Here is a 24,613-nt window from a genome sequence, read left to right on the forward strand (position 1 = left end):
CGACCGGACCTGGCGCGGAACGCGCGCGGCCCGGTCAGTGCCGGGTCGGCGGCTGCACGTCCCGGCTGGTCCGTCGCGCCGGCGTCGCCGGCGGCTGGGTCTGGCACACCCGGTAGCTGTCATAGACGCCACCGACGCCACGCACGGCGCTGAGAACCGCGTCCAGCTGGCCGGGCCCGGTCACCTCGATGGTGAAGCGGGCGTGCGCGACCCGGTCCTCGGAGGTCGCCGTGGAGGCGGCGCGGACGGACACCGACGTCTCCGAGAGCACCTCGGTGATGTCGGCGAGCAGCCCGTACCGGTCGAAGGCCTCGACGCCGATCTCCGCGGGGAACGTCGCCACGTCCGGCGCCGACCAGACGGCGACCGTCAGCCGCTCCCGCTCGGCGCGCACCTCGGTCGCGTTCGCGCACTCGCACCGGTGCAGGGAGACCGAGCTGCCATGGGTGGTGAGGCCGACCACGGCGTCACCCGGCAGCGGGAGGCAACATCGGGCGAGGCGGACCGGTGTGCGGGTGCCCGTGCCGTCGTCGACCACCGCGACGAGGCTCGGCGCTCCCCGGCGAAGTGCCTGCCGGGACGACGCGGCGCCCTCGACCGCTCGGCCCCGATCGCGCCCCGCCGCGCGCCGGCCGCCACGGCCGGCCGCCACGGTGACGCCCTCCAGGCCCTCGGCCGCGGGACCGCCGGCAGCGGCGACGGCGTCGGCGCCAGCGTCGTCGCGCGCACCGTGGGCCGCACCCCCACCGGGGGCGGGTTCAGTAGCGGGTCCGGTGGCGACGCACGCGGTGGGCGCGGCAGCGGCGGGGGGCGCGGGCGTGGCGCGGGCCGCGGCCGCGGCGGGCAGGTCACCGGCAGGCGGGCCGGCCGCGTTCCCCTCGTCCTCGGCGGCGTGGTCGTGGTCGGCCGCGAGTGCGCTGTCGACCCCAGCGGTACCGGCGGGCGCGTCCTCGACACCCGCGGCGGAGGCCGTGGGGTGGGCGGGGACGTCGCCGACCCGGACATCCTCGCCGTGCGTGCCGTGCGCCGTCGTGCCGTGCGCCGTCGTGCCGTCGACGGCCGCCGTCGCGGTCTCGGCGACGGGGCGGGGCGCGGTGCCGGTGGTGGCACCGCCAGCCGACCTGTCGATGCCGGCGAGCTGGGCGGCGACCTCGCCGGCGGTGCCGTCGGCCGCGACACCGCCCTCGGGCGCGCTGTCGGCGCCGACCTGGCGGATGGCGGCGTTCGCCGCGTCGCGGCGCTGGCGGGCGAGGCGGCGGCGGATGCGCACCCGTGCCCGAGAGGTCCGCACGAAACGCAGCCAGTCCTCCGACGGGCCGGCTCCGGGCAGGTTGGAGGTGAGGATCTCGACGACGTCGCCGTTGCGGAGCCGGGTGTGCAGGGGCACGAGCCGGCCGTTGACCCGCGCGCCGATGGCCCGGTGGCCGATGTCGGTGTGCACCGCGTAGGCGACGTCCACCGGTGACGACCTCGCCGGCAGCGCGATCATCCGCCCCTTGGGGGTGAAGGCCAGCACCTCGTCGGACTCCAGGTCGGAGGACAGCGACTCGAGGAACTCGTCCGAGTCGACCGTGTCCTCCTGCCAGTCCAGCAGGCTGTGCAGCCAGGACAGGCCCTCCAGCCGGGCACCGTCGGCGCCGGGCCCGACCGGGCGGGCGACGATGCCGGTCTCGGCCAGCCGGTGCATCGAAAGGGTGCGGATCTGGATGTCGATGCTGCGCCCGGCGTCGTCGACGACGGTGGTGTGCAGCGACTGGTACATGTTGAACTTCGGCGTGGCGACGAAGTCGCGCAGCCGGCCCGGGACGGGTCGCCACAGTGCGTGGATGACGCCGAGCGCGGCGTAGCAGTCGGTCACCTCGTCGACGAGGACGAGGACCCGGACGATGTCGGTGTAGTCCTGCGGCGGCCGGGCCCGTTCCTGCGCCCGCTTGTAGATCGAGAACAGGTGGCTGGCGCGGACGGCGACCTCGCCGTCGATGCGCGCCGAGGCGAGCCCGCCGCGCAACCGGGTCACCATGGCGCCGACCGAGTCGCTCTCACGCTCGGCGGCGGTGAACTCGTCGACGATCGCGGCGATGCGGGCGTGCTCGGCGGGATGCAGCACGGCGAAGGCGCGGTCCTCGAGCTCGCGCTTGATGACGCTCACCCCGAGCCGGTGCGCCAGCGGGGCGAGGATCTCCAGCGTGACCCGGGAGATCTTCACCTGCTTGGCCGGGGACATGAAGTCGAGCGTGCGCATGTTGTGCAGTCGGTCGGCGATCTTGATGACGAGCACCCGGTAGTCCCGGGCGAGCGCGACGATCAGCTTGCGCAGCGTCTCGGCCTCGGCCGCTTCCCCGAAGCGCATCTTGTCGAGCTTGGTGACGCCGTCGACGAGGTTGGCGACCTCGCCGCCGAACTCCTCGGTGACGGCGTCAAGGGAGTAGCCGGTGTCCTCCACCGTGTCGTGCAGCAGCGCGGCGACGAGGGTGGTGGTGTCGACGCCGAGCTCGGCAAGGGCCTCGCTGACGGCCAGCGGGTGGCTGATGTACGGATCACCGCTGCGACGCATCTGGCCGGCGTGCAGCCGCTCGGCGACGCCGTAGGCGTGCACCAGGGTCGCGAGGTCGGCGCGGGGGTGGACGTCGCGGTGGGCCTCGACGATGCCCCGCAGCTCTGGCGGCACCTGCGACATCCGCGGCGTCGCCATCCGCCGGGCCAGGTGGGCCAGGCGGACGCTTGCCTGCCGCGCCGCGGACAGGGCGCGCGACGGGTCGTCGGCGTCCGCCCTCGACAGCGCCGGGGACAGCCCACCACCGGCGGGCAGGCCCGCACCCACGGTATCTGCGTCCATGGCGCGCCCCCTTGTGTCTCGCTAGACCGATACGCCCGACGTGACGCGGAAACAGTCGTAGACCCCGTCGAGCGACCGCACCGCACTCAGGATGTTCCCGAGATGCTTCGCGTCCCCCATCTCGAAGGTGAAGCGACTGACCGCGACCTGGTCGCGGGTGGTGGCCACCGACGCGGACAGGATGTTCACATGCCGGTCGGACAGCACCCGGGTGACGTCCGACAGCAGTTTCGTCCGGTCCTGCGCCTCCACCTGGATGACGGCGAGGAACACCGATCCCGACGACGGCGCCCACTCGACGTCGACGAGCCGGTCGTGCGGCCCGCCGCGCAGACCGGTGAGGTTCGCGCAGTCGCTGCGGTGGACCGACACGCCCTTGCCCCGGGTGACGAAGCCCGCGATCTCGTCGCCCGGCATCGGCGCGCAGCAGCGGGCGAGCTTCGTCCACACGTCCGGCGCCCCGGTGACGAGGACGCCGGGCTCGCCGGTGGAGCGGCGCAGCGTGCGGATCGGCAGCTCGGTCTCGCCGACGTCCTCCTCGGCGCCCTCCGGGCCGCCGAGGCTCACCAGGAGCTTCGAGACCACCGACGCGGCGCTGACGTGGTTCTCCCCCACCGCCGCGTAGAGCGCGGCCACGTCGGCGTAGCGCATGTCCTTGGCGAGCCCGAGCAGTGCGTCGCCGCTCATCAGCCGGGACAGCGGCAGCCCGTGGCGGCGCATCGCCCGGCCGATCGCGTCGCGCCCGGCGACGATCGCGTCCTCGCGCCGCTCGCGCGCGTGCCACTGGCGGATCTTCGCCCGCGCCCGCGACGAGCGGACGAACATCAGCCAGTCCCCGCTCGGCCCGGCCGAGTGCGCCCGGGAGGTGAAGACCTCGACGGCGTCGCCGTTGTCGAGCGGGGTGTCCAGCGCCGCGATCCGGCCGTTGATCCGCGCGCCCACGCAGTGGTGGCCGACGTCGGTGTGCACCGCGTAGGCGAAGTCGACCGGGGTGGAGCCCGCCGGCAGCGGGATGACGTCGCCCTTCGGGGTGAAGACGAAGACCTCGTCGGTCTCGGCGGCGAAGCGCAGGCTGTCGAGGAACTCGCCGGGATCGGCCGTCTCGCGCTGCCAGTCCAGCACCTGGCGCAGCCAGCTGGTGAGGTCCGGTTCCGGGCCGCCGCCGCGGCGGCGGGTGGCGCGCGAGCTTTCCGCGACGCCGGCCGACGACCGGGCGCCGACGCCGTCCTCCTTGTACTTCCAGTGGGCGGCGATGCCGTACTCGGCCCGGTTGTGCATGGCGTGCGTGCGGATCTGCAGCTCGACCGGCTTGCCCTCCGGGCCGATGACCGTCGTGTGCAGCGACTGGTACATGTTGAACTTGGGCATCGCGATGTAGTCCTTGAACCGGCCAGGAATCGGCTTCCAGTTCGCATGGACATTACCCAATGTCGCGTAACAGTCACGCACCGAGTCGACGAGGACACGGATGCCGACCAGATCGTAGATGTCGTCGAACGACCGGCCGCGCACCACCATCTTCTGGTAGATCGAGTAGTAGTGCTTCGGCCGACCGGAGACCACCGCGCGGATCCGGGCCTCGCGCAGGCCGGACTGCACCTGCCCGATCACCTCGGCGAGGTAGACGTCTCGGCTGGGCGCACGGTCGGCCACCAGCCGGACGATCTCGTCGTAGCGCTTGGGGTACAGCGCCGCGAAGGCGAGGTCCTCCAGCTCCCACTTCAGCGAGTTCATCCCGAGGCGGTGCGCGAGCGGGGCGTACACCTCCAGCGTCTCGCGCGCCTTGCGCTCCTGCTTGTGCTCGGGCAGGAAGCGCAGGGTGCGCATGTTGTGCAGCCGGTCGGCGAGCTTGACGACCAGCGCCCGGGGGTCGCGGGCCATCGCCACGACCATCCGCCGGATCGTCTCCGCCTGCGCCGCCTCGCCGACCTTGACCCGGTTCAGCTTGCTGACCGCGTCGACGATGAGCGCGATCTGGTCCCCGAAGGTCTCCCGGATCGCCTCCGGGGTCAGGGAGGTCTCCTCCAGCGTGTCGTGCAGGAGCGCCGCCGACAGCGTCGTCGTGTCCATGCCGAGATCCGCGAGGATGCTCGCCACCGCGATCGGATGCGTGATGTAGAGGTGGCCGGAGAAGCGCACCTGGCCCGCGTGGGCCGCGTCGGCGACCTCGAAGGCCCGCTGGACCTGCGTGATGTCGGCCCGCGGGTGGTTCGCGAGCAGGCCGCGCAGAACCGGATCGAGCGCGGACGACGGCGTGGCCCGGTGGGTGGACAGCCGGGACAACCGGCCGCGCACGCGCCGCGGCAGCGGCGGCGACTCATGCCCCAGCCGGGGAATCACCGGCGACCCGTCGTCCCCGGACATCGCCGCGGTGGTCGCGGAGGCGAGGTCGGCACCGGGTGTGGCGGGTGTGGCGGTGGCGGGGGTGCTGGCCGTGGGAGCCGCGGAGGTGGCGTCGCGCGCGGGAGCCGCGGGTGGGGTGGCCGCCAGGCCTCGGCCGTCCGGCGTCGACGCCTCCCGGCTCGCAGCGGTGGAAACCGGGCGCGCGGCATCGTCCGCCGACCCCGACTCCCTGGTCGGGGCGGCGGGCGACGTCGCTCCGGTGGTCACCGGGGCTGCCTCAGGCACGGGCCGCTCCTGCGTAGGGACTAGACAACGAGCCTAACGCCGTCGCGTCCGGCCGCCTTCCGCAGCCCAGGCCCAGAGTGAATCAAATCGTCAGAAGAGTGACGATATCGACCGCGCCGAGACGCTCCCGGCCGGCCAGGAAGGACAGCTCCATGAGGACGGCGAGTCCGACCACGTCGGCGCCGGCGTCGGCGAGCAGGCCGTGCGCCGCGGCGGCCGTGCCGCCGGTCGCGAGCACGTCGTCGATCAGCAGCACCCGCTCCCCCGGGCCCACCGCGTCGGCGTGGATCTCGATGGTGGCGGTCCCGTACTCCAGGTCGTAGGTGGCGCCGCGGGTCGGGCCGGGCAGCTTGCCCTTCTTACGGATCGGCACCAGGCGGGCGCCGACCCGGTCGGCCACGGGCGCGGCGAGCAGGAATCCGCGCGCCTCGATCCCCGCGATCGTCGTCGCGCCCCGCTCCCGTGCCACGTCCGCGAAGGCGCCGATCACCACGCCGAACGCGGCGGGTGACGACAGCAGCGGGGTGATGTCCTTGAACACGACTCCGGGCTGCGGCCAGTCCTGGATGTCCCGGACGTGGCCACGCAACACGTCGGCGGCCGCGTCGTTCGTGGCGGACCGCTCGGGTGCCGCCTCGCCGATGCTCGTCATCGTCCTGCTCATCCCACTTTCGGGCTAGTCCGGAGAATCTTCCTCCGGGCGCCCGGAACGGCCGTGGCCGCACCCGGGATGCGCCCGGTTCACCGACGTTTCTTACCGCTCGGCCGCCCCCGCCGGCCGGGTTTACGACCCCCGGCGCGTCGGGCCGCGGCCGCCGGCGGTGGCCGTCGGACACCACCGCCGAGGTTCGCCCCGGCCGGCACGGGTTCCCGCCCCGAGCCCTGGCCGGGCCCGTCGCGCGGATCGTCGACGTCGTCCGGTCCGTCCGCGACCGCCACCGCCGTGTGCGGCGCCGTCGCCGGGACCGTCCCCGCAGCCTCCTGCTGCGCCGTGGCGGCGGTCCGCGCGCGCCGCGCCCGCTCTCGCAGGACCCGCGCGTCGAGGGCCCGCACGTCCTCGTCACGGCGCCGCAGGTCGACGAGCAGCGGCGTGGCGAAGAACAGCGACGAGTAGGTACCGGAGGCGATGCCGACGAACTGCGCGAGCGCGAGGTCCTTCAGTGTGCCCGCCCCGAGCAGCCCAGCGCCGACGAACAGCAGCGAGGCCACCGGGATGAGGGCGATCAGCGAGGTGTTGAGCGAGCGGACCAGGGTCTCGTTGAGCGCGTCGTTCGTCGCCTCGCCATACGTACGCCTGGTGGAGGTCGCCATCCCCGCCGTGTTCTCGCGCACGCGGTCGAACACCACCACCGTGTCGTACAGCGAGAAGCCGAGAATGGTCAGCACGGCGATCACCGTCGACGGCGTCACCTCGAAGCCGACGAGCGAGTACACGCCCATCGTGACGACGAGGTCGTGGATGAGTGCCGCCATCGCGGCCAGCGCCATCTTCCACTCGAACCTGATCGACAGGTAGAGCACGACCAGGATCAGGAAGACGACCAGGCCCTGGATCGCCTTTTTGGTGATCGTCGAGCCCCACGACGAGCCGACCGTCGACACGGCGATGTCACGATCCGGGTTGGCCACCGAGAACTTCTTGGCCAGCGCGTTCGTCAGCGCTTCGGTCTGCTGGTCGGACAGCGTCCGGGTCTGGACGCGCAACTGCTTCGACGTCTCCAGCTGCTGGACGACGCTGTCGGCCGGGTCGATCCCGACGCTGGACAGCGTCTCGTCGACCTGCTCGACCGTGCCGCCGTTGCTCGGAAGCTGGAAGACCGCGCCGCCGGAGAACTCGATGCCGAGGGAGAAGCCGCGGAAGATCATGCTGACGAGGCACACCGCGATGATGACGCCGGACATCGTGTACCAGACCCGCCGGCGGCCGACGAAGTCGGCGTGGAAGTCGCTGCGGTAGATCCGCGCGAGCAGTGCCATCTGTCAGCTCTCCCGCTTCTGCCCGGCCGGCGACGGCCGCTTGGCCAGCCGGGTCCGGCCGGGCGCGGCCGACGGCGCGGGGGCGGCCCGCCCGCCGACGGATGTCGGACTCAGGCCCGAGAACCGGCTGGTGGAGAACAGCCTGCGCCGCACCAGCAGCGCCACCATCGGCCGGGTGAAGATGAACATGATCAGGACGTCACTCAGCGTCGACAGGCCGAGGGTGAAGGCGAACCCGCGCACCGAGCCGATCGACAGGATGTACAGCACCGCGGCGGCGAGGAACGACACCGTGTCCGCCGAGAGCATCGTGCGTCGAGCCGAGGGCCAGGCCCGGTCCGCGGACGCCCGCGCCGTCCGCCCGGACCGCACCTCGTCCTTGATGCGTTCGAAGTAGACGACGAACGAGTCCGCGGTGACACCGATCGAGACGATCAGACCGGCTATGCCGGCGAGCGTCAGCGTGAAGCCGATCGCGGCCCCGAGCAGCACCACCGAGGCGTAGATGATCGCCGCGGAGACCGCGAGCGAGGCCACCACCACGATCCCGAGTGCCCGGTAGTACAGGAACGAGTAGGCGACGACGAGGAGCAGCCCGATGACCCCGGCGAGCAGGCCGCCGTGCAGCGAGTCGTGGCCCAGGGTCGGCGAGATCGACTCCGCCTGGGAACGCTCGAACGCGAGCGGCAGCGCGCCGTAGCGCAGCACGTTGGCGAGGTCCTCGGCGTCGGACTGCGTGAACGAGCCGGAGATCTGGGCCGATCCGGCGATGCGCTCGTTGGTCACCGGCGCGGACTGCACCACGCCGTCGAGCACGATCGCGACCTGCTTGTTGATGGTCCGCTCGGTCAGCTTGGTGAACTTGCTCTGCCCCGAGCCGGTGAACTCGACGTTGACGACCCACTGGCCGGTGTTGATGTTGGTTGTCCCGCCGCCACCCTGCAGGCCGGCGGAGGCCGTCTTCACGTCGGTACCGACCACGGACGCGGGCATGAGCAGGTACTTGGTCGTCCCGTTGCGCTCACAGGCGGCGGTCCAGTCGGTGGGCCGGTCGGTGCTCACCGACGCCTGGCGCACGTCGGAGGCCGCGCAGGTCAGAGCGTTGTACCGGGCGACGGCGTCGGCCGGCGGCGTGCCGGCGTCGCCGGCGGCCGCCGTCGTGGACGGGGCCGGCGAGGCGGACGCCGCGGGCGCGGCCGGGGCCGTGGAGGCCACGGGGGCGACGGACGCGGCCGGGGACGACGACGTGGCGGCCCCCGGCGCGACCGAGGCGGCCGTCACGACACTGCCGGCGGCGCTCGTGTGGGTGCCGCCGGCGGCGGCGAGCGCGACCGGCTGGGCGACGAGGCCGGAGCCGTCGCCGAGCGCCGCGGGCCGGTTGGAGGCCGACGGGCTGGCCGAGGCCGACGGTCGGGGCGAGGCGGGGGCGCCGGTGCTCGTGCCGGCCCCGGGGGTGGGCGTCGCGCCCGCGGCCGGCGTCGGTGCCGCGGGCGCGCTGGTGGTCGGCTTCGGCGCCGGGGCGGGAGTAGCCGCCGCCGTCTGGTAGACCTCCCGGAACCGCAGCTCGGCGGTCTGGCCCACGAGGTCGACCACGTCGTTGCGGCCCCGGCCGGGAACCGAGATCTCGATCTGGTTGCCGGTCCGGTGGACCTCGGACTCCGCGACACCGAGCCCGTCGACTCGCTGGCGGATGATGTCCACCGCCTGGTTGATCGCGCCCGAGTCGACGGAACTGCCGGAGATGGCCTTGGGCGTGAGGATCACGCTCGTCCCGCCTTGCAGGTCGAGACCGAGACGGGGGGTCCAGTTGCCGGTGATGGCCATCAGGCCGTAGAGGATCGCCAACAGCCCGGTGAGGATCCCCAGCCGGGTCCAGGCGGAGCTTCCCGCGGAAACCCGTGCCGAGCGGCGTGCCACGTGCGAGTCCCTTCCCTACGCACCGGTAGACCGGCGCTGGTTCGCCTCACCGTTGCCCGCGGCGGCGGTGCTCAACGTACCCGAACGAATGTCACCGAGGGTACGTTCCGAGCCCCCGGCAGTGACGCGACGACAGGTCCACGTCGGGTCAATGTTCCTTGTGCGGGGGATGGCTCACGTCCACGTCCTTGCGCAGGGTAGGGCCGTCGGCGCCGTCCGCCCTGCCGGACTCGCCGGCGGTGGTCTCCGCCCCGGCGCCCGGGGCCTCGTCCCCGCCATCCCCCTGCTCGCCAACCCCCTGCTCGTCGGTCTCGTGCTCGTCGGTCTCGTGCTCGTCGCCGTCGTGGGCGGCGTCGCCGTGCGCCTGGCCGTCCTGGTCCGGCGCGCTGACCACCCGAGCGACGGCACTGCGGGTGAACCGACAGACGACGTCGGGGGCGATCTCCAGCAGGACGTCGCCCTCCTCCAGCTCCACGACGGTGGCGTAGAGACCGGCGGTGGTGATCACCAGGGAGCCGGGAGCGAGCTTGGACACCTGCTCCTGCTGAGCCTTCGTGCGGCGACGCTGCATCGAGAAGATGTAGACCACCGCGAGGACGAGGATCAGCGGGATAAGGAACCCACCGATCGATCCGCCGCCGTTGTTGCTGGCCGCCGTCGCCGCGCTTACGAGTCCGTGCACGTCCTGTCCTCCTGATGTGTTGCGGCGATCGTACGTATCGACCGGATGCCGCCGGTGGGCAGGGCCACACTGTCCGGGTTTGGGGTGGCGGCGCGTCGGCCCGCCGTCGGCCGGGCACGCGCCCGGCTGACCCGCACGCGCCCGCACCCCGGGGGCTTCCAGGGCGCGTCGCGAGATTTGATCTTCAAGCGCGTCGGAGCGGCGGGGCGCGGCTACGTTCCGACGGCGTTGCGGCGGCCCCCGTGCCGCGAATTCGGCGACAACACGGACATCACACGCGGAGTTCGCGACACGGTGCCGCCGTCCCCGCACCCGCTTCCCACCTACGGGAAGTCCGCCCCCTGCGCGGACTGGCCGCCGTCCGGGAACAGCGCGGCCTGGCTGCGCCCGAGTGGTTCGACGACGGGCTCGACGCCGAGGTGTGTGAAGGCCGCCGGGGTGGCCACCCGGCCGCGGGAGGTGCGGATCAGCAGGCCCGCCCGCAGCAGGAACGGCTCGGCCACGTCCTCCACCGTCTCCGGTTCCTCCCCCACCGACACGGCGAGCGTGGTGAGCCCCACCGGGCCACCGCCGAACCGGCGCACCAGGGCCTCCAGCACGGCGCGGTCGAGCCGGTCGAGGCCCAGAACGTCGACGTCATAGACGCGCAGGGCCGCGGCGGCGGTCTCGCGGGTGACCACCCCATCGGCACGCACCTCGGCGTAGTCGCGCACGCGGCGCAGCAGCCGGTTGGCGATGCGCGGGGTGCCGCGGGAGCGCCCGGCGACCTCGACCGCGCCGTGCTCGGTGAGGGGGACGCCGAGCAGGCCGGCGGAGCGGGTGAGCACCCGGGTCAGCTCGTCGGGGTCGTAGAAGTCCAGGTGGGCGGTGAAGCCGAAGCGGTCTCGCAGCGGGCCGGTGAGCAGCCCCGACCGGGTCGTCGCGCCGACGAGGGTGAACGGGGCGACCTCCAGCGGGATCGCCGTCGCACCCGGGCCCTTGCCGAGGATCACGTCGACGCGGAAGTCCTCCATCGCCGAGTAGAGCAGTTCCTCGGCGGGACGGGCGATGCGATGGATCTCGTCGAGGAACAACACCTCGCCGGGGGACAGCGCGGTCAGGATCGCGACGAGGTCACCGGCGCGCTCGATCGCCGGGCCGCTGGTCATCCGCAGCGGGACCTCCAGCTCCTGCGCTATGATCATGGCGAGGCTGGTCTTGCCGAGGCCCGGCGGGCCGGAGAGCAGCACGTGGTCCGGCGGGCGCCCGCGGCCCCTCGCACCCTCCAGCATGATCGACAGCTGTTCGCGGACCTTGCGCTGGCCGACGAACTCGGCGAGCGTGCGCGGCCGCAGCCCGGCCTCGAACGCCCGCTCCTCCGCGTTCGCGGCCGCTGAGACCAGCCCCTGCTCGCTCACGCCCGCCCTCCCCCGCGGCGGCGCGCCGACGGGACCGTCATCGCCGCAGCACGGCCAAGGCGGCCCTCAGCAGCGTCGCGGCGTCGGGAGCGGCGCCACCGGGATCGCTCCCAGTGCCCACGGCGGCGCCAGTGCCCACGGCAGCACCCGTGCCCGCGGGACCGCCCGTACCCGCGGGATCTCCGCCGGCGGCTCCCGCACCGCCCTGCTCGGGCGCGGGCGCCGCGAGCGCGGCGAGGGCCCGACCCACCGCGTCCTCGGCCTCGCGGGCGGAGTAGCCGAGACCGGCCAGCGCCTCCCGCACCGCGTCACCGACGCCGGCGGGGGCGCCGGGCACGGCGGCCGCCGCCGAGGCGGACCCGCGCGGGCCGGGCACGACGGCCCCGCCGCGCGGCGGGCCGAGCCGGTCACGCAGGTCCAGCACGATCCGCTGGGCGCCCTTGCGCCCGATCCCGGGAACGCGGGTGAGCAGGCCCAGGTCCTCCTCGGCCACGGCCCGGCGGACCGCGTCGGGGTCGAGCACGCCGAGGACGGCCTGAGCGAGCTTGGGCCCCACCCCGGCGGCGGACTGCAGGCTCTCGAAGACGTCCCGGGCGTCGGCGTCGACGAACCCGTAGAGGGTCAGCTCGGTCTCGCGCACGACGAGGGTGGTGGCGAGGGCCGCCGGCTCCCCCACCCGCAGCCCCGCCAGCGTCGAGGGGGTGCACTGGATCAGCAGGCCGACCCCGCCCACCTCGACGACGGCGGACAGCGGGCCGAGCGCCGCCACCGTGCCGGACACCGACGCGATCACCCGGCCACCCCGCTGCCCGCGCCACCCGGCAGGATGCGCGCCGCGCCAGCCGCACGGGTGCCCGGCGCCGCGCCGCCACCGGCCGCCGCGCGCATCCGGGCCAGCGCGGGGCCCCGCCACAGGTGGCACAGAGCCAGCGCCAGCGCGTCCGCCGCGTCGGCCGGCCGCGGGACCTCACTCAGCCCGAGCAGCTTGCTGATCATGAAGCCGACCTGGGCCTTGTCCGCCCGGCCGCTGCCGGTGACCGCCGCCTTGACCTCGCTGGGGGTGTAGAGACCGACCGGCAGGCCGCGGCGGGCGGCCAGCGTGATCGCCACCGCGCCGGCCTGCGCCGTGCCCATGACCGTGCGCACGTTGGCCTGGCTGAAGACCTTCTCCACGGCGACGGCCTCGGGGCGGGTGCGGTCCAGCCAGGCGTCGATGCCGTCCGCGATGGCACGCAGCCGCTCCGGCACCTCGACGCCGGCCGGTGTGCGCACCACTCCCACCTCGACCAGGCTGGCCCGCATGCCCAGGGCACCGTCGATGACGCCCAGCCCGCACCGGGTCAGCCCCGGATCGACGCCCAGCACCCGCATCCATCCTCCCGACCCCGCCGCCCAGGACCTCGCGGCCCGGGAGCATCGCGACCCCAAGAACATCCGTTCGATGGTAGATCGCGCCGCGCAACCGGACATCCACGACACGCCCAACAGATCGCTCCGGGACGGCCGCCGGCCGCTCAGCTGGTGACGAGCTCCATGACGTCGTCGGAGATGTCGCCGTTGAACCAGACGTTCTGGACGTCGTCGAGATCCTCGACCGCCTCGACCAGCTTGAGCACCTTGGCGGCGGGCTCGGCGTCCAGCGACACGCTGACGCTCGGCAGCCAGGAGATGTCCGCGGAGCCGACCTCGAGCCCGGCGTCGGTGGCCGCGACCCGCACGGCGTGCAGGTCGGTCGCCTCGGAGATCACCTCGAAGGCGTCCCCGAGGTCGTTGACCTCCTCGGCCCCGGCGTCAAGCACACCGAGCAGCACGTCGTCCTCGCTCAGCCCGTCGGTCTTGGTGACCAGCACCACGCCCTTGCGGTTGAACAGGTACGACACCGAACCGGGGTCGGCCACCGTCCCGCCGTTGCGGGTGATCGCCACCCGGACGTCGGAGGCCGCGCGGTTGCGGTTGTCGGTCAGGCACTCGACGAGGATCGCCACCCCGCTCGGCCCGTAGGCCTCGTAGGTGATCGACTCGTAGGTCGCGCCGCCGGCGAGCTCGCCGGAGCCGCGCTTGACCGCCCGCTCGATGTTGTCGTTCGGCACCGACTGCGACTTCGCCTTGGCGATGGCGTCGGCGAGCGTCGGGTTGCCCGCCGGGTCCCCGCCGCCGGTCTTGGCGGCCACCTCGACCGTCTTGATCAGCTTGGCGAACAGCTTGCCTCGCCGGGCGTCGATGACCGCCTTCTTGTGCTTCGTGGTCGCCCACTTGGAGTGACCGCTCATGTCCTGCCCCTCTTACCTGCGATCACCGACCGAACCCGGACGATCGCACGACGTCGACGAAAAGCCGATGGACCCGGAAGTCACCGGTCAGCTCGGGATGGAACGCGGTGGCCAGCAGCGATCCCTGGCGGACCGCCACCGGCGCTTCGGCGACACGTGCCAGCACCTCGACCGCGCCGCCCGCCTTTTCTACCCATGGTGCCCGGATGAAGACCGCGTGCACAGGCGGTCCCGGCACGCCGACGACGTCGAGATCCGCCTCGAACGAGTCGACCTGCCGGCCGAAGGCGTTGCGCCGGACGACCATGTCGAGCCCGCCGATCAGTGGCTGATCCGGCCGGCCGTCCACGACGTCCCGCGCAAGCAGGATCATGCCAGCACACGAACCGAACACGGGCAAGCCCGCCGCGACCTTCGCCCGCAGCGGGTCCAGCAGCTCGAACACCCGCAGCAGCCGGCCGATCGTCGTCGACTCGCCGCCGGGCAGGACGAGCCCGTCCACCTCGGCGAGCTCCGACTCCCGGCGCACCGCCACCGGGACAGCCCCGGCGTCGGTGAGCGCCCGGGCGTGCTCGCGCACGTCCCCCTGCAGGGCGAGGATGCCGATCCGCGGACCGCTCACCAGCCGCGGTCGGCGTAGCGCGCCGACGGCGGCAGCTCGGAGACGTTGATGCCGACCATCGCCTCGCCGAGCCCGCGCGAGACCTTCACCAGGACGTCCGGGTCATTGAACATCGTCGTGGCCTCGACGATGGCGCGGGCGCGCCGCGCCGGGTCGCCCGACTTGAAGATGCCGGAGCCGACGAACACGCCGTCCGCGCCGAGCTGCATCATCAGCGCCGCGTCCGCCGGGGTGGCGATGCCGCCGGCGGTGAACAGCACGACGGGCAGCCGCCCGAGCCGGGCCACCTCGGCGACCAGCTCGACCGGCGCGCGCAGCTCCTTCGCCGCCGCGTAGAGCTCCTCGGTCGGCAGCGTGGACAGGCGGCCGATCTCGGCGCGGATGGTCCGCATGTGCACGACCGCGTTGGACACCTCGCCGGTGCCCGCCTCGCCCTTGGACCGGATCATCGCCGCACCCTCGGCGATCCGCCGCAGGGCCTCACCCAGGTTGGTCGCCCCGCAGACGAAGGGCACCGTGAACGACCACTTGTCGATGTGGTGGTGCGGGTCGGCCGGGGTGAGCACCTCTGACTCGTCCACGTAGTCGACGCCCAGCGCCTGCAGCACCTGGGCCTCGACGAAGTGGCCGATGCGCGCCTTCGCCATGACCGGGATGGACACCGCCCCGATGATCTCGGAGATCATGTCGGGATCGCTCATCCGGGCGACGCCGCCCTGGGCGCGGATGTCGGCGGGCACCCGCTCCAGCGCCATCACCGCGACGGCGCCGGCGTCCTCGGCGATCCGCGCCTGCTCGGCGTTGACCACATCCATGATCACGCCGCCCTTGAGCATCTCCGCCATGCCGCGCTTGACGCGGGCGGTGCCGGCCTGCCGGGCGGAGTCGGCCTGCCCGGCGGTGTCAGCCGCCGTGCCGGCGGTGGAGGCGGTCTGGGCCTCGGACATGATGTGCCGTCTCTTTTCGCTCCAGTCGGGCTCCACGGACGACAGGGCACCGCCCGCAGGCGCGCCGCCCTGTCCGGGCCAGCCTGCATGACGAATACCCGGCCTGGTGATTCCCGTGCGGGTGGGTCGGTACCCCATCGTACGGCGCACCCCGGCCCGACCGGGCGGGCGCGGATCCGCCCCCGCGCGGGCGGGGACGCTCGCGCGGGCTAGGAGGCCAGGCCGGGACGGTCGCCGTGATCGAAGGGCTCGCCGTGATCGAAGGGCTCGCCGTGATCGAAGGGCTCGCCGTGGGCGGCCGCCGCGTCGTCGCGCACTGGCAGCGCGTCGTCGATCTCGAAGTAGCCGGGCGCCGGGCGGCGACCGGACAGGTGCAGCACCCGGATCAGGCGACGACCGGACAGGGCCCGCAGGTCGCGCACCGCGTCGTTGTGGAACTGGCGGGCGAGGGCCACCCGGGCCGCCCCGGAGTCCACCGCGTGCAGCTCGGCCGGGAACCGCTGGCCGGCGGCCGCGACCTCCGCCGAGCGCAGGGACCGGCTCAGCGCGTTCTCGACAAGTTCGACGCCGCCGTCGAGGGCGGCGCCGGCGAGCAGCGGCGGGTAGACCGCCCGCGCCCGGCGGGCGCTCGCCGCCAGATCGTCGAGCGCGCAGCGCTCGGCAAGATCACCGGCCGCGGCCGCACGGGCCACGAGCTGGGCCACCAGGCCACCACGGGCGTCCGCCACCCGGGCGGCGAGCCGGTCCAGTCGCAGCGCCAGCCAGGTCAGATAGGTCGCGACCGCCACCACGAGGGCGACCACCACCACGAGGACACTCATCCCACGCAGCGTAACCAACGGCCGATTGTGACCTTGCGCCGGTCCCGGCGCAGGGCTCACCGGCCCGGGCGGTCAGCTCGCGGCCACCGAGACCTGCCGGTCCCCGGAGACCATCTGGTAGATGTCGACGATGCGCTCGGCGATCGTGCGCCAGTCGTAGGTCTCGACGACGCCACGCCCACGACGCACCAGCTCGGCGGCCGCCTCCGGGTCGGTGAGCACCTCGGCGAGCACGGCCGCGAGCCGGCCTGGGTCGCCGACGTCGAACAGCCGCCCGGCGCGGCCGTCGTCCAGCACCCGCCGGAACGCGTCGATGTCGCTGGCGACCACCGGCGTTCCCGCCGCCATCGCCTCCAGCAGCACGATGCCGAAGCTCTCCTGGCCGGTGTTCGGGGCGCAGTACGCCTGCCCGGAGGCGAACACCCGCGGCTTGTCGGCGTCGGAGACGAGGCCCACCAGGTCGACGCGGGTGCGCAGGTCCGGTTCGAGTCGTGCCCGCAGCCCCGCCGCGTCCCCGGGTCCGGCCACCAGCAGCCGGGCGTCGGGGATCCTGGCCAGCAGCGCCGGCATCGCTGCGAGCAGCACGTCGAGCCCCTTGCGCGGCTCGTCGATGCGGCCGAGGAAGACGACGGTGGGCCGGCCGTCGCCGTAGCCGGGCAGCGGCTGGGCGTCGGCGAAGCCGTCGACGGCAACACCGTTGGGAATGAGGATCGCGTCGGCGCCGAGATGCTCGACGAGCGTGCGCCGGGCCGCCTCGGACACGGCGATGCGGGCCCGCAGCTTCTCGAACGACGGCTGCAGCGCCCCCTGCGCGGCGACCAGGAACCGCGAGCGCGGATTGGCCGTGTGGAAGGTCGCGACGATCGGCCCGTCGGCGAGCATGCAGGCCAGCAGGCCGATGCTGGGGGCGCTGGGCTCGTGCGCGTGCAGGACGTCGAAGTCGTGCTCGCGCAACCACCGCCGGACCCGGGCCGCGGAGACCGGGCCCATCAGCAGCCGGGCGACCGAACCGTTGTACCGCACCGGCAGCGCCCGGCCGGCATCGACCGCGTACGCGGGCAGCGTCCGCTCGTCGTCGACCGGAGTGATGACGGACACCTCGTGCCCCGCCGCGATCAGCGTCTCGGCGAGGTCACGGACGTGCACCTGGACACCGCCGGGCACGTCCCAGGTGTACGGGCAGGCGAGGCCGATCTTCACGGGGCCACCGACGCCCGGCCACCGCCGCGGCCCTGGTGGCTCATGGATCGTCACGCCAGACGCGCTGGAGCATGTGCCAGTCGGCCGGATGCGCGGCGATGCCGGCGGCGAACGCGTCGGCCAGACTCTGGGTCATCGTGGCCACGTCGCTGGGCGGCACGGCCGGATGGATCCGCCCGCTCCAGCCGTCGCGGTCGAACCACAGTGTGACGGGCAGCAGGGTCGCCCCGGTGGCGAGCGCCAGCGCGGCCGGGCCGCCGGGCATCCGCGCGGTGGCGCCGAAAAACTCGACGGGCACCCCGGACCGGGACAGGTCCCGATCCGCGAGCAGACACAGCGTCCCCCCGCCCCGCAGCCGCTCGCGCAGCAGGTCGAACGGCGGGCTCTCACCGCCGGTCAGCGGGATGACCTCCATCCCGAGCGCGGTGCGAAACGCGACGAACCGCTCGAACAGCGACTCCGGGCGCAGCCGCTCGGCGACCGTCGTGAACGGAATGCCGGTCGCCGCCAGCCACGCACCGGCCTGTTCCCAGTTCCCCATGTGCGGCAGGGCGAGGATCGTTCCCCCGCCGCGGGCGTGGGACTGGCGCAACAGGTGCTCGTCGAGCAGGCGCATGCGCCCGACGATCCGATCCTCGCCCAGCTCGCGCAGGCGGAAGACCTCCAGCCAGTACCGTGCGTAGGAGCGCATGGCCGCCCGGGTCAGCCGGTCGAGGTCGGTGCCGGCGGGGGCGACCCGGGCCAGGTTCGCACGCAGCCGGCGCACCCCGCGCCCGTCGCGACGCAGCGCCAGGTCGGCGCCGAGTCGGAACGCCGCGGCGGCCAGCGGCTCGGGCAGCGCCCGCACGCCCCGCCACCCCGCGGCGTAGGCGAGGTCGGTCAGGTCCGCCGCGCGCGGCCGCCCACGGACGAGGCGCCCCGCGGTCACGGCCATCGCGACGAGGGGCCGCGCCTCACCCGACCGGCGGGCCGGTGGGCGGCGCCGGCGGGCTCGCCGGCACGCGCCTCACAGCGCACGGCTGGAGGCGGCCGCCGCGGGGTCACCGGCGACGAACGCCGAGCCGGGCGGCAGCGGCGAACCCGGCGGAATGGGCGTGCCCGGCGGGACGACCGAGCCCGGCGGCACCGTCGGCGCCGCCGTCGAGGCCGGCGGATCACCGGCCCGGTACCACTGCCGGTACACGTGCACGACCCGCTGCACCACCGTCAGCGTCGTGGCACCGACGAGGAACCACAGCGCGGCGGGCAGCAGGTACGGCACACCCAGGCCGTACAGCCCGGCGGCGACCAGCAGGATGAGCAGCCGCTCCCCGCGTTCGGCGAACCCGACGTTGCAGCTGAACCCGAGCCCCTCGGCGCGCGCCTTGACGTACGACGTGATCGAGCCCGCCACCAGGCAGATCAGCGCCGCGACCACCAGGGGTATCGAGTCGCCGTCGCCCGCATACCAGATCACCAGGGAGCCGAAGATCGCGCTGTCGCCGACCCGGTCCGAGGTGGAGTCGAGGAACGCGCCCCACTTCGACGAGATGCCCCGAGCCCGGGCGATCACCCCGTCGATCAGGTCGGAGAAGACGAACAGGGTGATCACGACCGTACCGAGGAAGAACACCCCCCGGGTGAAGAAGCCCAGCGCGGCCCCGGCGACCCCCACGGTGCCGATGATCGTCACCACGTCCGGCGACACCGACGACCGGGCGGCCCACTGGCTCACCGGGTCGAGCACCTTCTGGATCTGCGGTCGTGCCTTGCTAGCGAGCATGTCCGTCCCGTCGTCCCGCGTGTGCCCGGCTTCGGGCGGTCTTCACAGTACCGCCGCCACGATCGGTGCATTCCCGACCACGCTCCCCCACGGGCTTGTGCTCCACGTCACAGGGGAGGACCCTGCCGATACGGACGGGAGGAGAACTGTCGATCTAGGAGGCGGGATGTCGACACGCGCGTGTGAAGTACGCAACGTCGTTCTGGTGGGGCACACCGGCGCCGGCAAGACGGCGCTGGTGGACCGGCTGCTGGCCACCGCCGGACCCCCGGAGCGCCAGAACGACGACCATCAGCCGGCACCCACCAGCTACGTCGGGCACGCCGAACCCGAGCACCGCCCGACCCGCTCGACCGGCCTCACCCTGTGCTCGGTCAGCCACGACGGGCTCACCGTCAACCTGCTCGACACCCCCGGGCATCCCGACTTCGTCGGTGAGCTACGCGCGGGCCTGCGGGCCGCCGACGCCGCGCTGTTCGTCGTCAGCGCCGTCGACGGCGTGGACGGCGCGACCGGCATGCTGTGGGCGGAGTGCGCCGAGGTCGGCATGCCCCGCGCCCTCGCGATCACCCATCTCGACCACGTCCGCGGCGATTTCACCGCCGCGCTGCGCGCCTGCCGGGACGCGTTCGGGCCCGGTGTGGTGCCCGCCTGGCTGCCCACCCGCTCGAGCGACGGCCGGATCCGGCTGACCGGCCTGCTGACCGGCCGCATCGTCGAGTACGGCCCGACCGGCCGCCATGAGCTCGACCGGACGGCGGACGAGGCGCGCCGCGCCCCGGGGCGGGCCGCCCTCGTCGAGGGCATCATCGCCGAGAGCGAGGACGAGATCCTGCTCGACGACTACCTGTCCGGGGCGGACCCGGACCCCGACCGGCTGCTGGCCGACCTGGAGAAGGCCGTGGCCCGCGGCACGTTCTTCCCGGTGCTGCCGGTCGGCCAGCTGCCTGCGGCCGGCCGCGGCGCGGCGGGCGCCGGCGGCTTCGGCTCCCGGGAACTGCTCGATCTGATCGCCCGCGGCTTCCCCGCCCCCGCGGAACATCCCCTCCCGACGCTGACCCGCCCGGACGGCTCGGTGCGCGCGCCCGCCACCGGCGACCCCGACGGAGGGCTCGTCGCCGAGGTCGTGCGCACGACCACCGACCCCTACGTCGGGCGGATGTCCGTCGTGCGGGTCTTCAGCGGGACGCTGCGACCGGACGACCTGGTCAAGGTCAGCGGGCACGGCCGGGTCGCGGTCGGGCACGCCGACCACGAGGACACCGAGCGGGTCGGCGCGCTGTCGCGCCCCCACGGCGCGTCCCTGCACAGCGTGACGGACTGCCCGGCCGGCGGCATCTGCGTGGTGACGAAGCTCGGCACCGCGGAGACCGGCGACACCCTGTCCAGCCTGGACGACCCGTGCCACCTGCCCGCGTGGACCATGCCCGAGCCGCTGCTGCCGGTGGCCATCCGCGCGCATGGCCACGCCGACGAGGACCGCCTGTCCACGGCGCTGGCCCGGCTCGCGGTCGAGGACCCCACCCTGCGCGTCGCGCAGGACCCGCAGACCGCCCAGCTCGTCCTGTGGAGCATGGGTGAGGCGCACGCCGAGGCGGTGCTCGACCGGCTCGCGAACCGGTACGGCGCCGCCGTGGACCGGGTTCCCACCGTCGTCCCGCTGCGGGAGACGCTGCGCGGCCCGGCCCGCGGCCTGGGCCGCCAGGTCAAGCAGTCGGGCGGGCACGGCCAGTACGCCGTCTGCCAGATCGAGGTGGAGCCGCTGCCGCCGGGCGGCGGGTTCGAGTTCGTCGACGAGGTCGTCGGCGGGGCGATCCCGCGCGCGTTCATCCCGTCGGTGGAGAAGGGCATCCGGGCGCAGATGGCCCAGGGCGTCCGGGCCGGTCACCCCCTCACCGACCTGCGAGTGCGGCTGGTCGACGGCAAGGCGCACAGCGTCGACTCGTCGGATGTCGCCTTCCAGATCGCCGGCGGCCTGGCGTTGCGCGACGCGCTGCGCGCCGGCGGTGTGGTCGTGCTCGAACCGGTGCTGGCCGTCGACGTGTGTGTTCCGGACGAGTACGTCGGCGCGGTGATGGGCGACCTGTCGACCCGCCGCGGCCGGGTCGTCGGGCTGGAGCCCGCGCCGGTTGCGCAGGCCGCCGCCGGCGGCCTCGGCAACGGCGGCGGTGGCTCGGGCGCGATGGCGCGCACCGTCGTGCACGCCGAGGTGCCGGAGAGCGAGATGTCCCGCTATGTCCTGGAGCTGCGCGCGCTGAGCCGCGGCACCGGCAGCTTCCACCGCGAGCCGCACGGCTACGAGCCGATGCCCCGCCAGCTCGCCGACGCGCTGCCCGCCTGACCATCCGGGGTCCCGGCCGCCCGACCAGCCGGTGGCCGGGTCGGCTACTCGTCGGGAGCGGTGTCGGCCCAGGCCTCGGCGAGCAGCTGGCGGGTCTGCCCGAGCAGCGCGGGCAGCACCCGGGTCACGCCGACCACGGGCATGAAGTTCGTGTCGCCACCCCAGCGGGGAACGACGTGCTGGTGCACGTGGGAGGCGATCCCGGCGCCCGCGACGTGGCCGAGGTTCATACCGGTGTTGAAACCGTGGGCGCCGCTGGCCGCACGCAGGACACGCAGAGCGCGCCGCACGAAGAAGGCCATTTCGACGATTTCCCCGGCTTCCAGGTCCGCGTAGTCGGCGACATGGCGATAGGGCACGACGAGGAGATGGCCGGCATTGTAGGGATAGAGGTTGAGGACCGCGTAGACGGCTTTCCCACGGGCTACCACGAGGCCGTCCTCGTCGGACATCCCGACAATGGAGCAGAAGGGGCACTCGTCGTCCCGGCCGCGTCCTTCGCCCTTGACGTAGGCCAGCCGGTGCGGCGTGTAGAGGCGTTGGAACGAGTCCGGGCCGCCGACGCCGGCCTGCTCCTCCAGGGATACTCCGCCCGGCGAGACCTCGACCGCGGGTGAGTCCTCCGCGCTTGGTGACACCTCGGCGCTCACCGCCGCGCCGCCTCGGCGGCACCGACGTCGGTCAGGGTGCCAGCGGCGACGGCCGCCGCGGCCGCGACCCGGAACTGCCCAGCTCGCGCCACCCGCGCCACCTCCGCACCGGCAGCGCGCCCGCCGCCCCGTCGAACGATCCCCCTCGAAGGGTGGTCACCGTCCCGCCAATTTATCAGGATGTGGGCTGACGGGCCGGCCCGCGACGGCGGGCGGCGGGCCGGCCGCGCGGGTGCGTGGAGGAAGACGAAGGGGGAGACTGACGGCGTGGGGGGGTCGCCGCCAGTCTCCCCACATGGCGTGTTCGGTTATCTCGGGGTTCGTGAACCACGGCGCCCCGGCGGCCGTGCCAGCACATTGGTCGGCCACAATGGCCGACCGCGCGCCGGATCGCATCACCGCTGGACTGTTGCGCCGTTGAACTGCCCGGACCGTAACGCCCTGCACGATCAGCTTAGCGAGCGGCGAGCCGATCTGTACAGGGCGTCCCTCATGCCACCCGGAAATAACCGGACCCGACACCCGGCGGGTGCCGCGTGAACCCACGGACCCACCAACCACCTCACCGAAAGAGCGGGGCGCACGACGATGCCGATCCACGACGGGCCAACCGCCGCCGCAACGCTCGCCGCAATAACGACGGCTCGACGCCGCGACCATCACGACCCTCCCGGGCGACACCCGCGAGAAACATCAGTCGCCCCATCGGAGAAGGCCACTGCCGGCGTCCGGCGCGCCGGCCCGGGCGGTCCGGGTCCCGCCGATCGTCCGGACCCGGACCACCTGAAGGTTCCCCGACAGTCCCGCGCCGATTCCGACACCCGCCGACCGACCGCGCCATCGCCCTCCGTGGCGCCCGCGGGCCTCGCCGCCGACCCGCCGGCCGTCACACCTCGTGACCACCGAGCGGCCGGCTCCCGCGATCGCGCGGGAGCCCCGTCCGCGCGCCCGCCGACGAACGCCCCCACCGCCATGGCACCAAAGTGGGGGTGCGGGCCACCTCTCCCCCAGCCTCGCGGCCGGCCGACGGCTGGCAGATCTGTCCGAATCGCGCTATATATGCAGGCCACGCTGGCGACCGCCGCCCGGGTTCCGACCGCCGCCCGGGTCCGAGCGCGCCGTACACCCCACCCCGGCCCCACCTGCCAGGCCACAGGTCAGGACTGCGCCGACCGCCACCAAAGGGGAATCCGCGGCAGATCAGTCGCGCCGATCCGCCGGAGGAGCAACCATGAACCAAGGACGGCCTGCCTGACCCTCACCCAGGCCTCCGGACCGCAGGACCCACCCACGCCCCCGACCTCCCCCAACCCACCTCACCTCGGCGTATCCGGGGATTCCGAGGGGCCGCTGCACAGAGTCGGCGCATCGCGCGGGCTCCCCGGCAAGGCCTCTCGCCGACAGCGGGACCGCAGCATGAAGAGTCAGATCGTGTGGGCGTACGTGGTTTCGAACCACGGACCTCTGCCGTGTGAAGGCAGCGCTCTACCCCTGAGCTATACGCCCCTGCGTCACCGGCCCTCGCGGGTGGTGACACCACCTTACACGGCCGCGTACATCGGCCCGCAGGGGGGTCTCGGCGGACGGATGCGGCGATGTCTGCCGTCCCGCCCGGTGGGCGGACTGCGCCGGGTTCGCCATGACTGGCCAAGGTTGAGAACCACCCGGACGGGGAAGGCTCAAGGTGGCACGGCCTCGGCAGGTTGGCCCAGCTCTCGGGGGGACGCTCGGACGCTACGCACAGTAATCACTCTTCCGCCCAGCGGTGGAGAGCTGTCCGTAGTGCAACCGTTTCGCGCTCTACCCGGGAAAGGTTCACCCTTCCGGGCCGGGCAACTCGCCCAAGCCGCCGTAACGGATGTTGTCTTGGCATAATCTTGTTTCCAACGGGACTCGGAGAGGGAACTATCCCGTTACACGGGTGCTCGCCCGCACCACGCACCATGAGAGGCCGCCCGATGACTATTCGTCACGATTCGATCACCGCCGAACTTGCCCTTCGCCTCGTCGTCCCCGGCGGCGCGCCCGTGCCGGTCGCCGCGACGGTCCGGTACGAGCCGGCCGACCCCTACGCCATCAGCATCGGGTTCCGTACGGGGGCGGACGAGGTCGTCGAGTGGACCTTCGCGCGACAGCTGCTGAGCGACGGCGTGCGCCGCCCGGCCGGCGATGGCGATGTTCAGGTCTGGCCGGCCGCCCAGTCCGGCGGGCGGATCGTCTGCCTGTCGCTGTCGAGCCCGTCGGGGCACGCGCTGTTCGAGATGCCGCGCTCCGAGGTCCTGGCCTTCCTGCGGCGCACCTACTCCGCGGTCCCGCTCGGTGGTGAGAGCGACATCATCGATCTTGACGCGGAGCTCGCCCTGTTGATCTGGGGCGGTCCCGAGCGGTGATCTCACCGGGGCCGGGAGCACTGCCCGATCCCGGCGAGCCGGTGCGGGCACTCGACAGGGGAGACGCTGCCCCAACTCGCATCTCTTGCGGTCGCACCCATTCGCACGACGAGCACCCACCCGCCTGGCCGGTGACATCCGGCCGGGCGGGTCGTCGTCTGCGGGCCTTCACG

The 24,613-nt window shown here is 73.6% G+C and carries 19 protein-coding genes and 1 tRNA gene; 2 read left to right on the plus strand and 18 right to left on the minus strand.

Annotation, left to right across the window (positions count from 1 at the left end; genetic code table 11):
- Positions 1-34: 34 nt before the first annotated feature.
- The 16 genes from AC6EXY_RS05230 to pgsA form a co-directional block, all read right to left on the minus strand.
- Positions 35-2,836, minus strand: coding sequence for a RelA/SpoT family protein (locus tag AC6EXY_RS05230; protein WP_499816698.1), 2,802 nt, complete (start codon positions 2,834-2,836; stop codon positions 35-37).
- A 21-nt stretch (positions 2,837-2,857) separates the two neighbouring features.
- The gene (locus tag AC6EXY_RS05235; protein WP_101834253.1) at positions 2,858-5,464 is read right to left on the minus strand and encodes a RelA/SpoT family protein; all 2,607 of its coding nucleotides are present in this window, start codon (positions 5,462-5,464) and stop codon (positions 2,858-2,860) included.
- 82 nt (positions 5,465-5,546) lie between these two features.
- A complete protein-coding gene (locus AC6EXY_RS05240; protein WP_101834251.1) occupies positions 5,547-6,116 on the minus strand; it encodes an adenine phosphoribosyltransferase in 570 nt (189 codons plus the stop codon).
- A gap of 89 nt (positions 6,117-6,205) precedes the next feature.
- Positions 6,206-7,441, minus strand: a complete 1,236-nt coding sequence (secF, locus tag AC6EXY_RS05245) for a protein translocase subunit SecF (RefSeq protein ID WP_101834249.1) — start codon at positions 7,439-7,441, stop codon at positions 6,206-6,208.
- Between the two features lie 3 nt (positions 7,442-7,444).
- A complete protein-coding gene (gene secD / locus AC6EXY_RS05250; protein WP_101834247.1) occupies positions 7,445-9,358 on the minus strand; it encodes a protein translocase subunit SecD in 1,914 nt (637 codons plus the stop codon).
- A 148-nt stretch (positions 9,359-9,506) separates the two neighbouring features.
- Positions 9,507-10,040 carry a preprotein translocase subunit YajC gene (gene yajC / locus AC6EXY_RS05255; RefSeq protein WP_101834245.1) on the minus strand — a complete coding sequence of 178 codons (534 nt, stop codon included), beginning with the start codon at positions 10,038-10,040 and terminating at the stop codon, positions 9,507-9,509.
- Positions 10,041-10,363: 323 nt separating this feature from the next.
- On the minus strand, positions 10,364-11,437 hold the full coding sequence (gene ruvB / locus AC6EXY_RS05260; RefSeq protein WP_101834243.1) for a Holliday junction branch migration DNA helicase RuvB: 1,074 nt from the start codon (positions 11,435-11,437) through the stop codon (positions 10,364-10,366).
- 37 nt (positions 11,438-11,474) lie between these two features.
- Positions 11,475-12,230: a Holliday junction branch migration protein RuvA gene (ruvA, locus tag AC6EXY_RS05265; protein WP_101834241.1), complete on the minus strand. Its 756-nt coding sequence runs from the start codon at positions 12,228-12,230 to the stop codon at positions 11,475-11,477.
- On the minus strand, positions 12,227-12,808 hold the full coding sequence (gene ruvC / locus AC6EXY_RS05270) for a crossover junction endodeoxyribonuclease RuvC (protein ID WP_243407969.1): 582 nt from the start codon (positions 12,806-12,808) through the stop codon (positions 12,227-12,229). The genes ruvA and ruvC overlap by 4 nt, the downstream gene beginning before the upstream one ends.
- Positions 12,809-12,951: 143 nt before the next feature.
- Positions 12,952-13,707 carry a YebC/PmpR family DNA-binding transcriptional regulator gene (locus AC6EXY_RS05275; protein ID WP_101834238.1) on the minus strand — a complete coding sequence of 252 codons (756 nt, stop codon included), beginning with the start codon at positions 13,705-13,707 and terminating at the stop codon, positions 12,952-12,954.
- Positions 13,708-13,729: 22 nt separating this feature from the next.
- Positions 13,730-14,329 carry a pyridoxal 5'-phosphate synthase glutaminase subunit PdxT gene (pdxT, locus tag AC6EXY_RS05280; protein WP_101834236.1) on the minus strand — a complete coding sequence of 200 codons (600 nt, stop codon included), beginning with the start codon at positions 14,327-14,329 and terminating at the stop codon, positions 13,730-13,732.
- Entirely contained in the window at positions 14,326-15,276 is a 951-nt protein-coding gene (gene pdxS / locus AC6EXY_RS05285; RefSeq protein ID WP_499816697.1) for a pyridoxal 5'-phosphate synthase lyase subunit PdxS, read from the minus strand. The genes pdxT and pdxS overlap by 4 nt, the downstream gene beginning before the upstream one ends.
- Before the next feature lie 209 nt (positions 15,277-15,485).
- The gene (locus tag AC6EXY_RS05290) at positions 15,486-16,097 is read right to left on the minus strand and encodes a hypothetical protein (protein WP_499816696.1); all 612 of its coding nucleotides are present in this window, start codon (positions 16,095-16,097) and stop codon (positions 15,486-15,488) included.
- A gap of 72 nt (positions 16,098-16,169) precedes the next feature.
- Positions 16,170-17,297 carry a glycosyltransferase family 4 protein gene (locus AC6EXY_RS05295; protein ID WP_101834233.1) on the minus strand — a complete coding sequence of 376 codons (1,128 nt, stop codon included), beginning with the start codon at positions 17,295-17,297 and terminating at the stop codon, positions 16,170-16,172.
- A 40-nt stretch (positions 17,298-17,337) separates the two neighbouring features.
- A complete protein-coding gene (locus tag AC6EXY_RS05300; protein WP_243407967.1) occupies positions 17,338-18,225 on the minus strand; it encodes a phosphatidylinositol mannoside acyltransferase in 888 nt (295 codons plus the stop codon).
- Between the two features lie 78 nt (positions 18,226-18,303).
- Positions 18,304-19,059, minus strand: coding sequence for a phosphatidylinositol phosphate synthase (gene pgsA, locus AC6EXY_RS05305; protein ID WP_243407966.1), 756 nt, complete (start codon positions 19,057-19,059; stop codon positions 18,304-18,306).
- A 166-nt stretch (positions 19,060-19,225) separates the two neighbouring features.
- Between pgsA and AC6EXY_RS05310 the strand changes: the two genes are divergently transcribed.
- Entirely contained in the window at positions 19,226-21,400 is a 2,175-nt protein-coding gene (locus tag AC6EXY_RS05310) for an elongation factor G-like protein EF-G2 (protein WP_101834227.1), read from the plus strand.
- Between the two features lie 44 nt (positions 21,401-21,444).
- On the opposite strand, the gene AC6EXY_RS05315 is transcribed toward AC6EXY_RS05310, so the two are convergent.
- Positions 21,445-22,050 carry an HIT family protein gene (locus AC6EXY_RS05315; protein WP_423748151.1) on the minus strand — a complete coding sequence of 202 codons (606 nt, stop codon included), beginning with the start codon at positions 22,048-22,050 and terminating at the stop codon, positions 21,445-21,447.
- Positions 22,051-23,484: 1,434 nt separating this feature from the next.
- A tRNA-Val gene (locus tag AC6EXY_RS05320) sits at positions 23,485-23,556 on the minus strand.
- Positions 23,557-24,008: 452 nt separating this feature from the next.
- Between AC6EXY_RS05320 and AC6EXY_RS05325 the strand changes: the two genes are divergently transcribed.
- Positions 24,009-24,440 (plus strand): SsgA family sporulation/cell division regulator, encoded by a 432-nt coding sequence (locus AC6EXY_RS05325; RefSeq protein WP_009739629.1) that lies wholly within the window; start codon positions 24,009-24,011, stop codon positions 24,438-24,440.
- Positions 24,441-24,613 lie beyond the last annotated feature (173 nt).

Source organism: Frankia sp. RB5 (assembly GCF_059816245.1).

Coding starts and splice junctions, on each gene's coding strand:
- AC6EXY_RS05230 (WP_499816698.1), bottom strand. CDS start 2,836: ATGGACGCAGATACCGTGGGTGCGGGCCTGCCCGCCGGTGGTGGGCTG.
- AC6EXY_RS05240 (WP_101834251.1), bottom strand. CDS start 6,116: ATGACGAGCATCGGCGAGGCGGCACCCGAGCGGTCCGCCACGAACGAC.
- secF (WP_101834249.1), bottom strand. CDS start 7,441: ATGGCACTGCTCGCGCGGATCTACCGCAGCGACTTCCACGCCGACTTC.
- ruvC (WP_243407969.1), bottom strand. CDS start 12,808: ATGCGGGTGCTGGGCGTCGATCCGGGGCTGACCCGGTGCGGGCTGGGC.
- AC6EXY_RS05275 (WP_101834238.1), bottom strand. CDS start 13,707: ATGAGCGGTCACTCCAAGTGGGCGACCACGAAGCACAAGAAGGCGGTC.
- pdxS (WP_499816697.1), bottom strand. CDS start 15,276: ATGTCCGAGGCCCAGACCGCCTCCACCGCCGGCACGGCGGCTGACACC.
- AC6EXY_RS05290 (WP_499816696.1), bottom strand. CDS start 16,097: ATGAGTGTCCTCGTGGTGGTGGTCGCCCTCGTGGTGGCGGTCGCGACC.
- pgsA (WP_243407966.1), bottom strand. CDS start 19,059: ATGCTCGCTAGCAAGGCACGACCGCAGATCCAGAAGGTGCTCGACCCG.
- AC6EXY_RS05310 (WP_101834227.1), top strand. CDS start 19,226: ATGTCGACACGCGCGTGTGAAGTACGCAACGTCGTTCTGGTGGGGCAC.
- AC6EXY_RS05325 (WP_009739629.1), top strand. CDS start 24,009: ATGACTATTCGTCACGATTCGATCACCGCCGAACTTGCCCTTCGCCTC.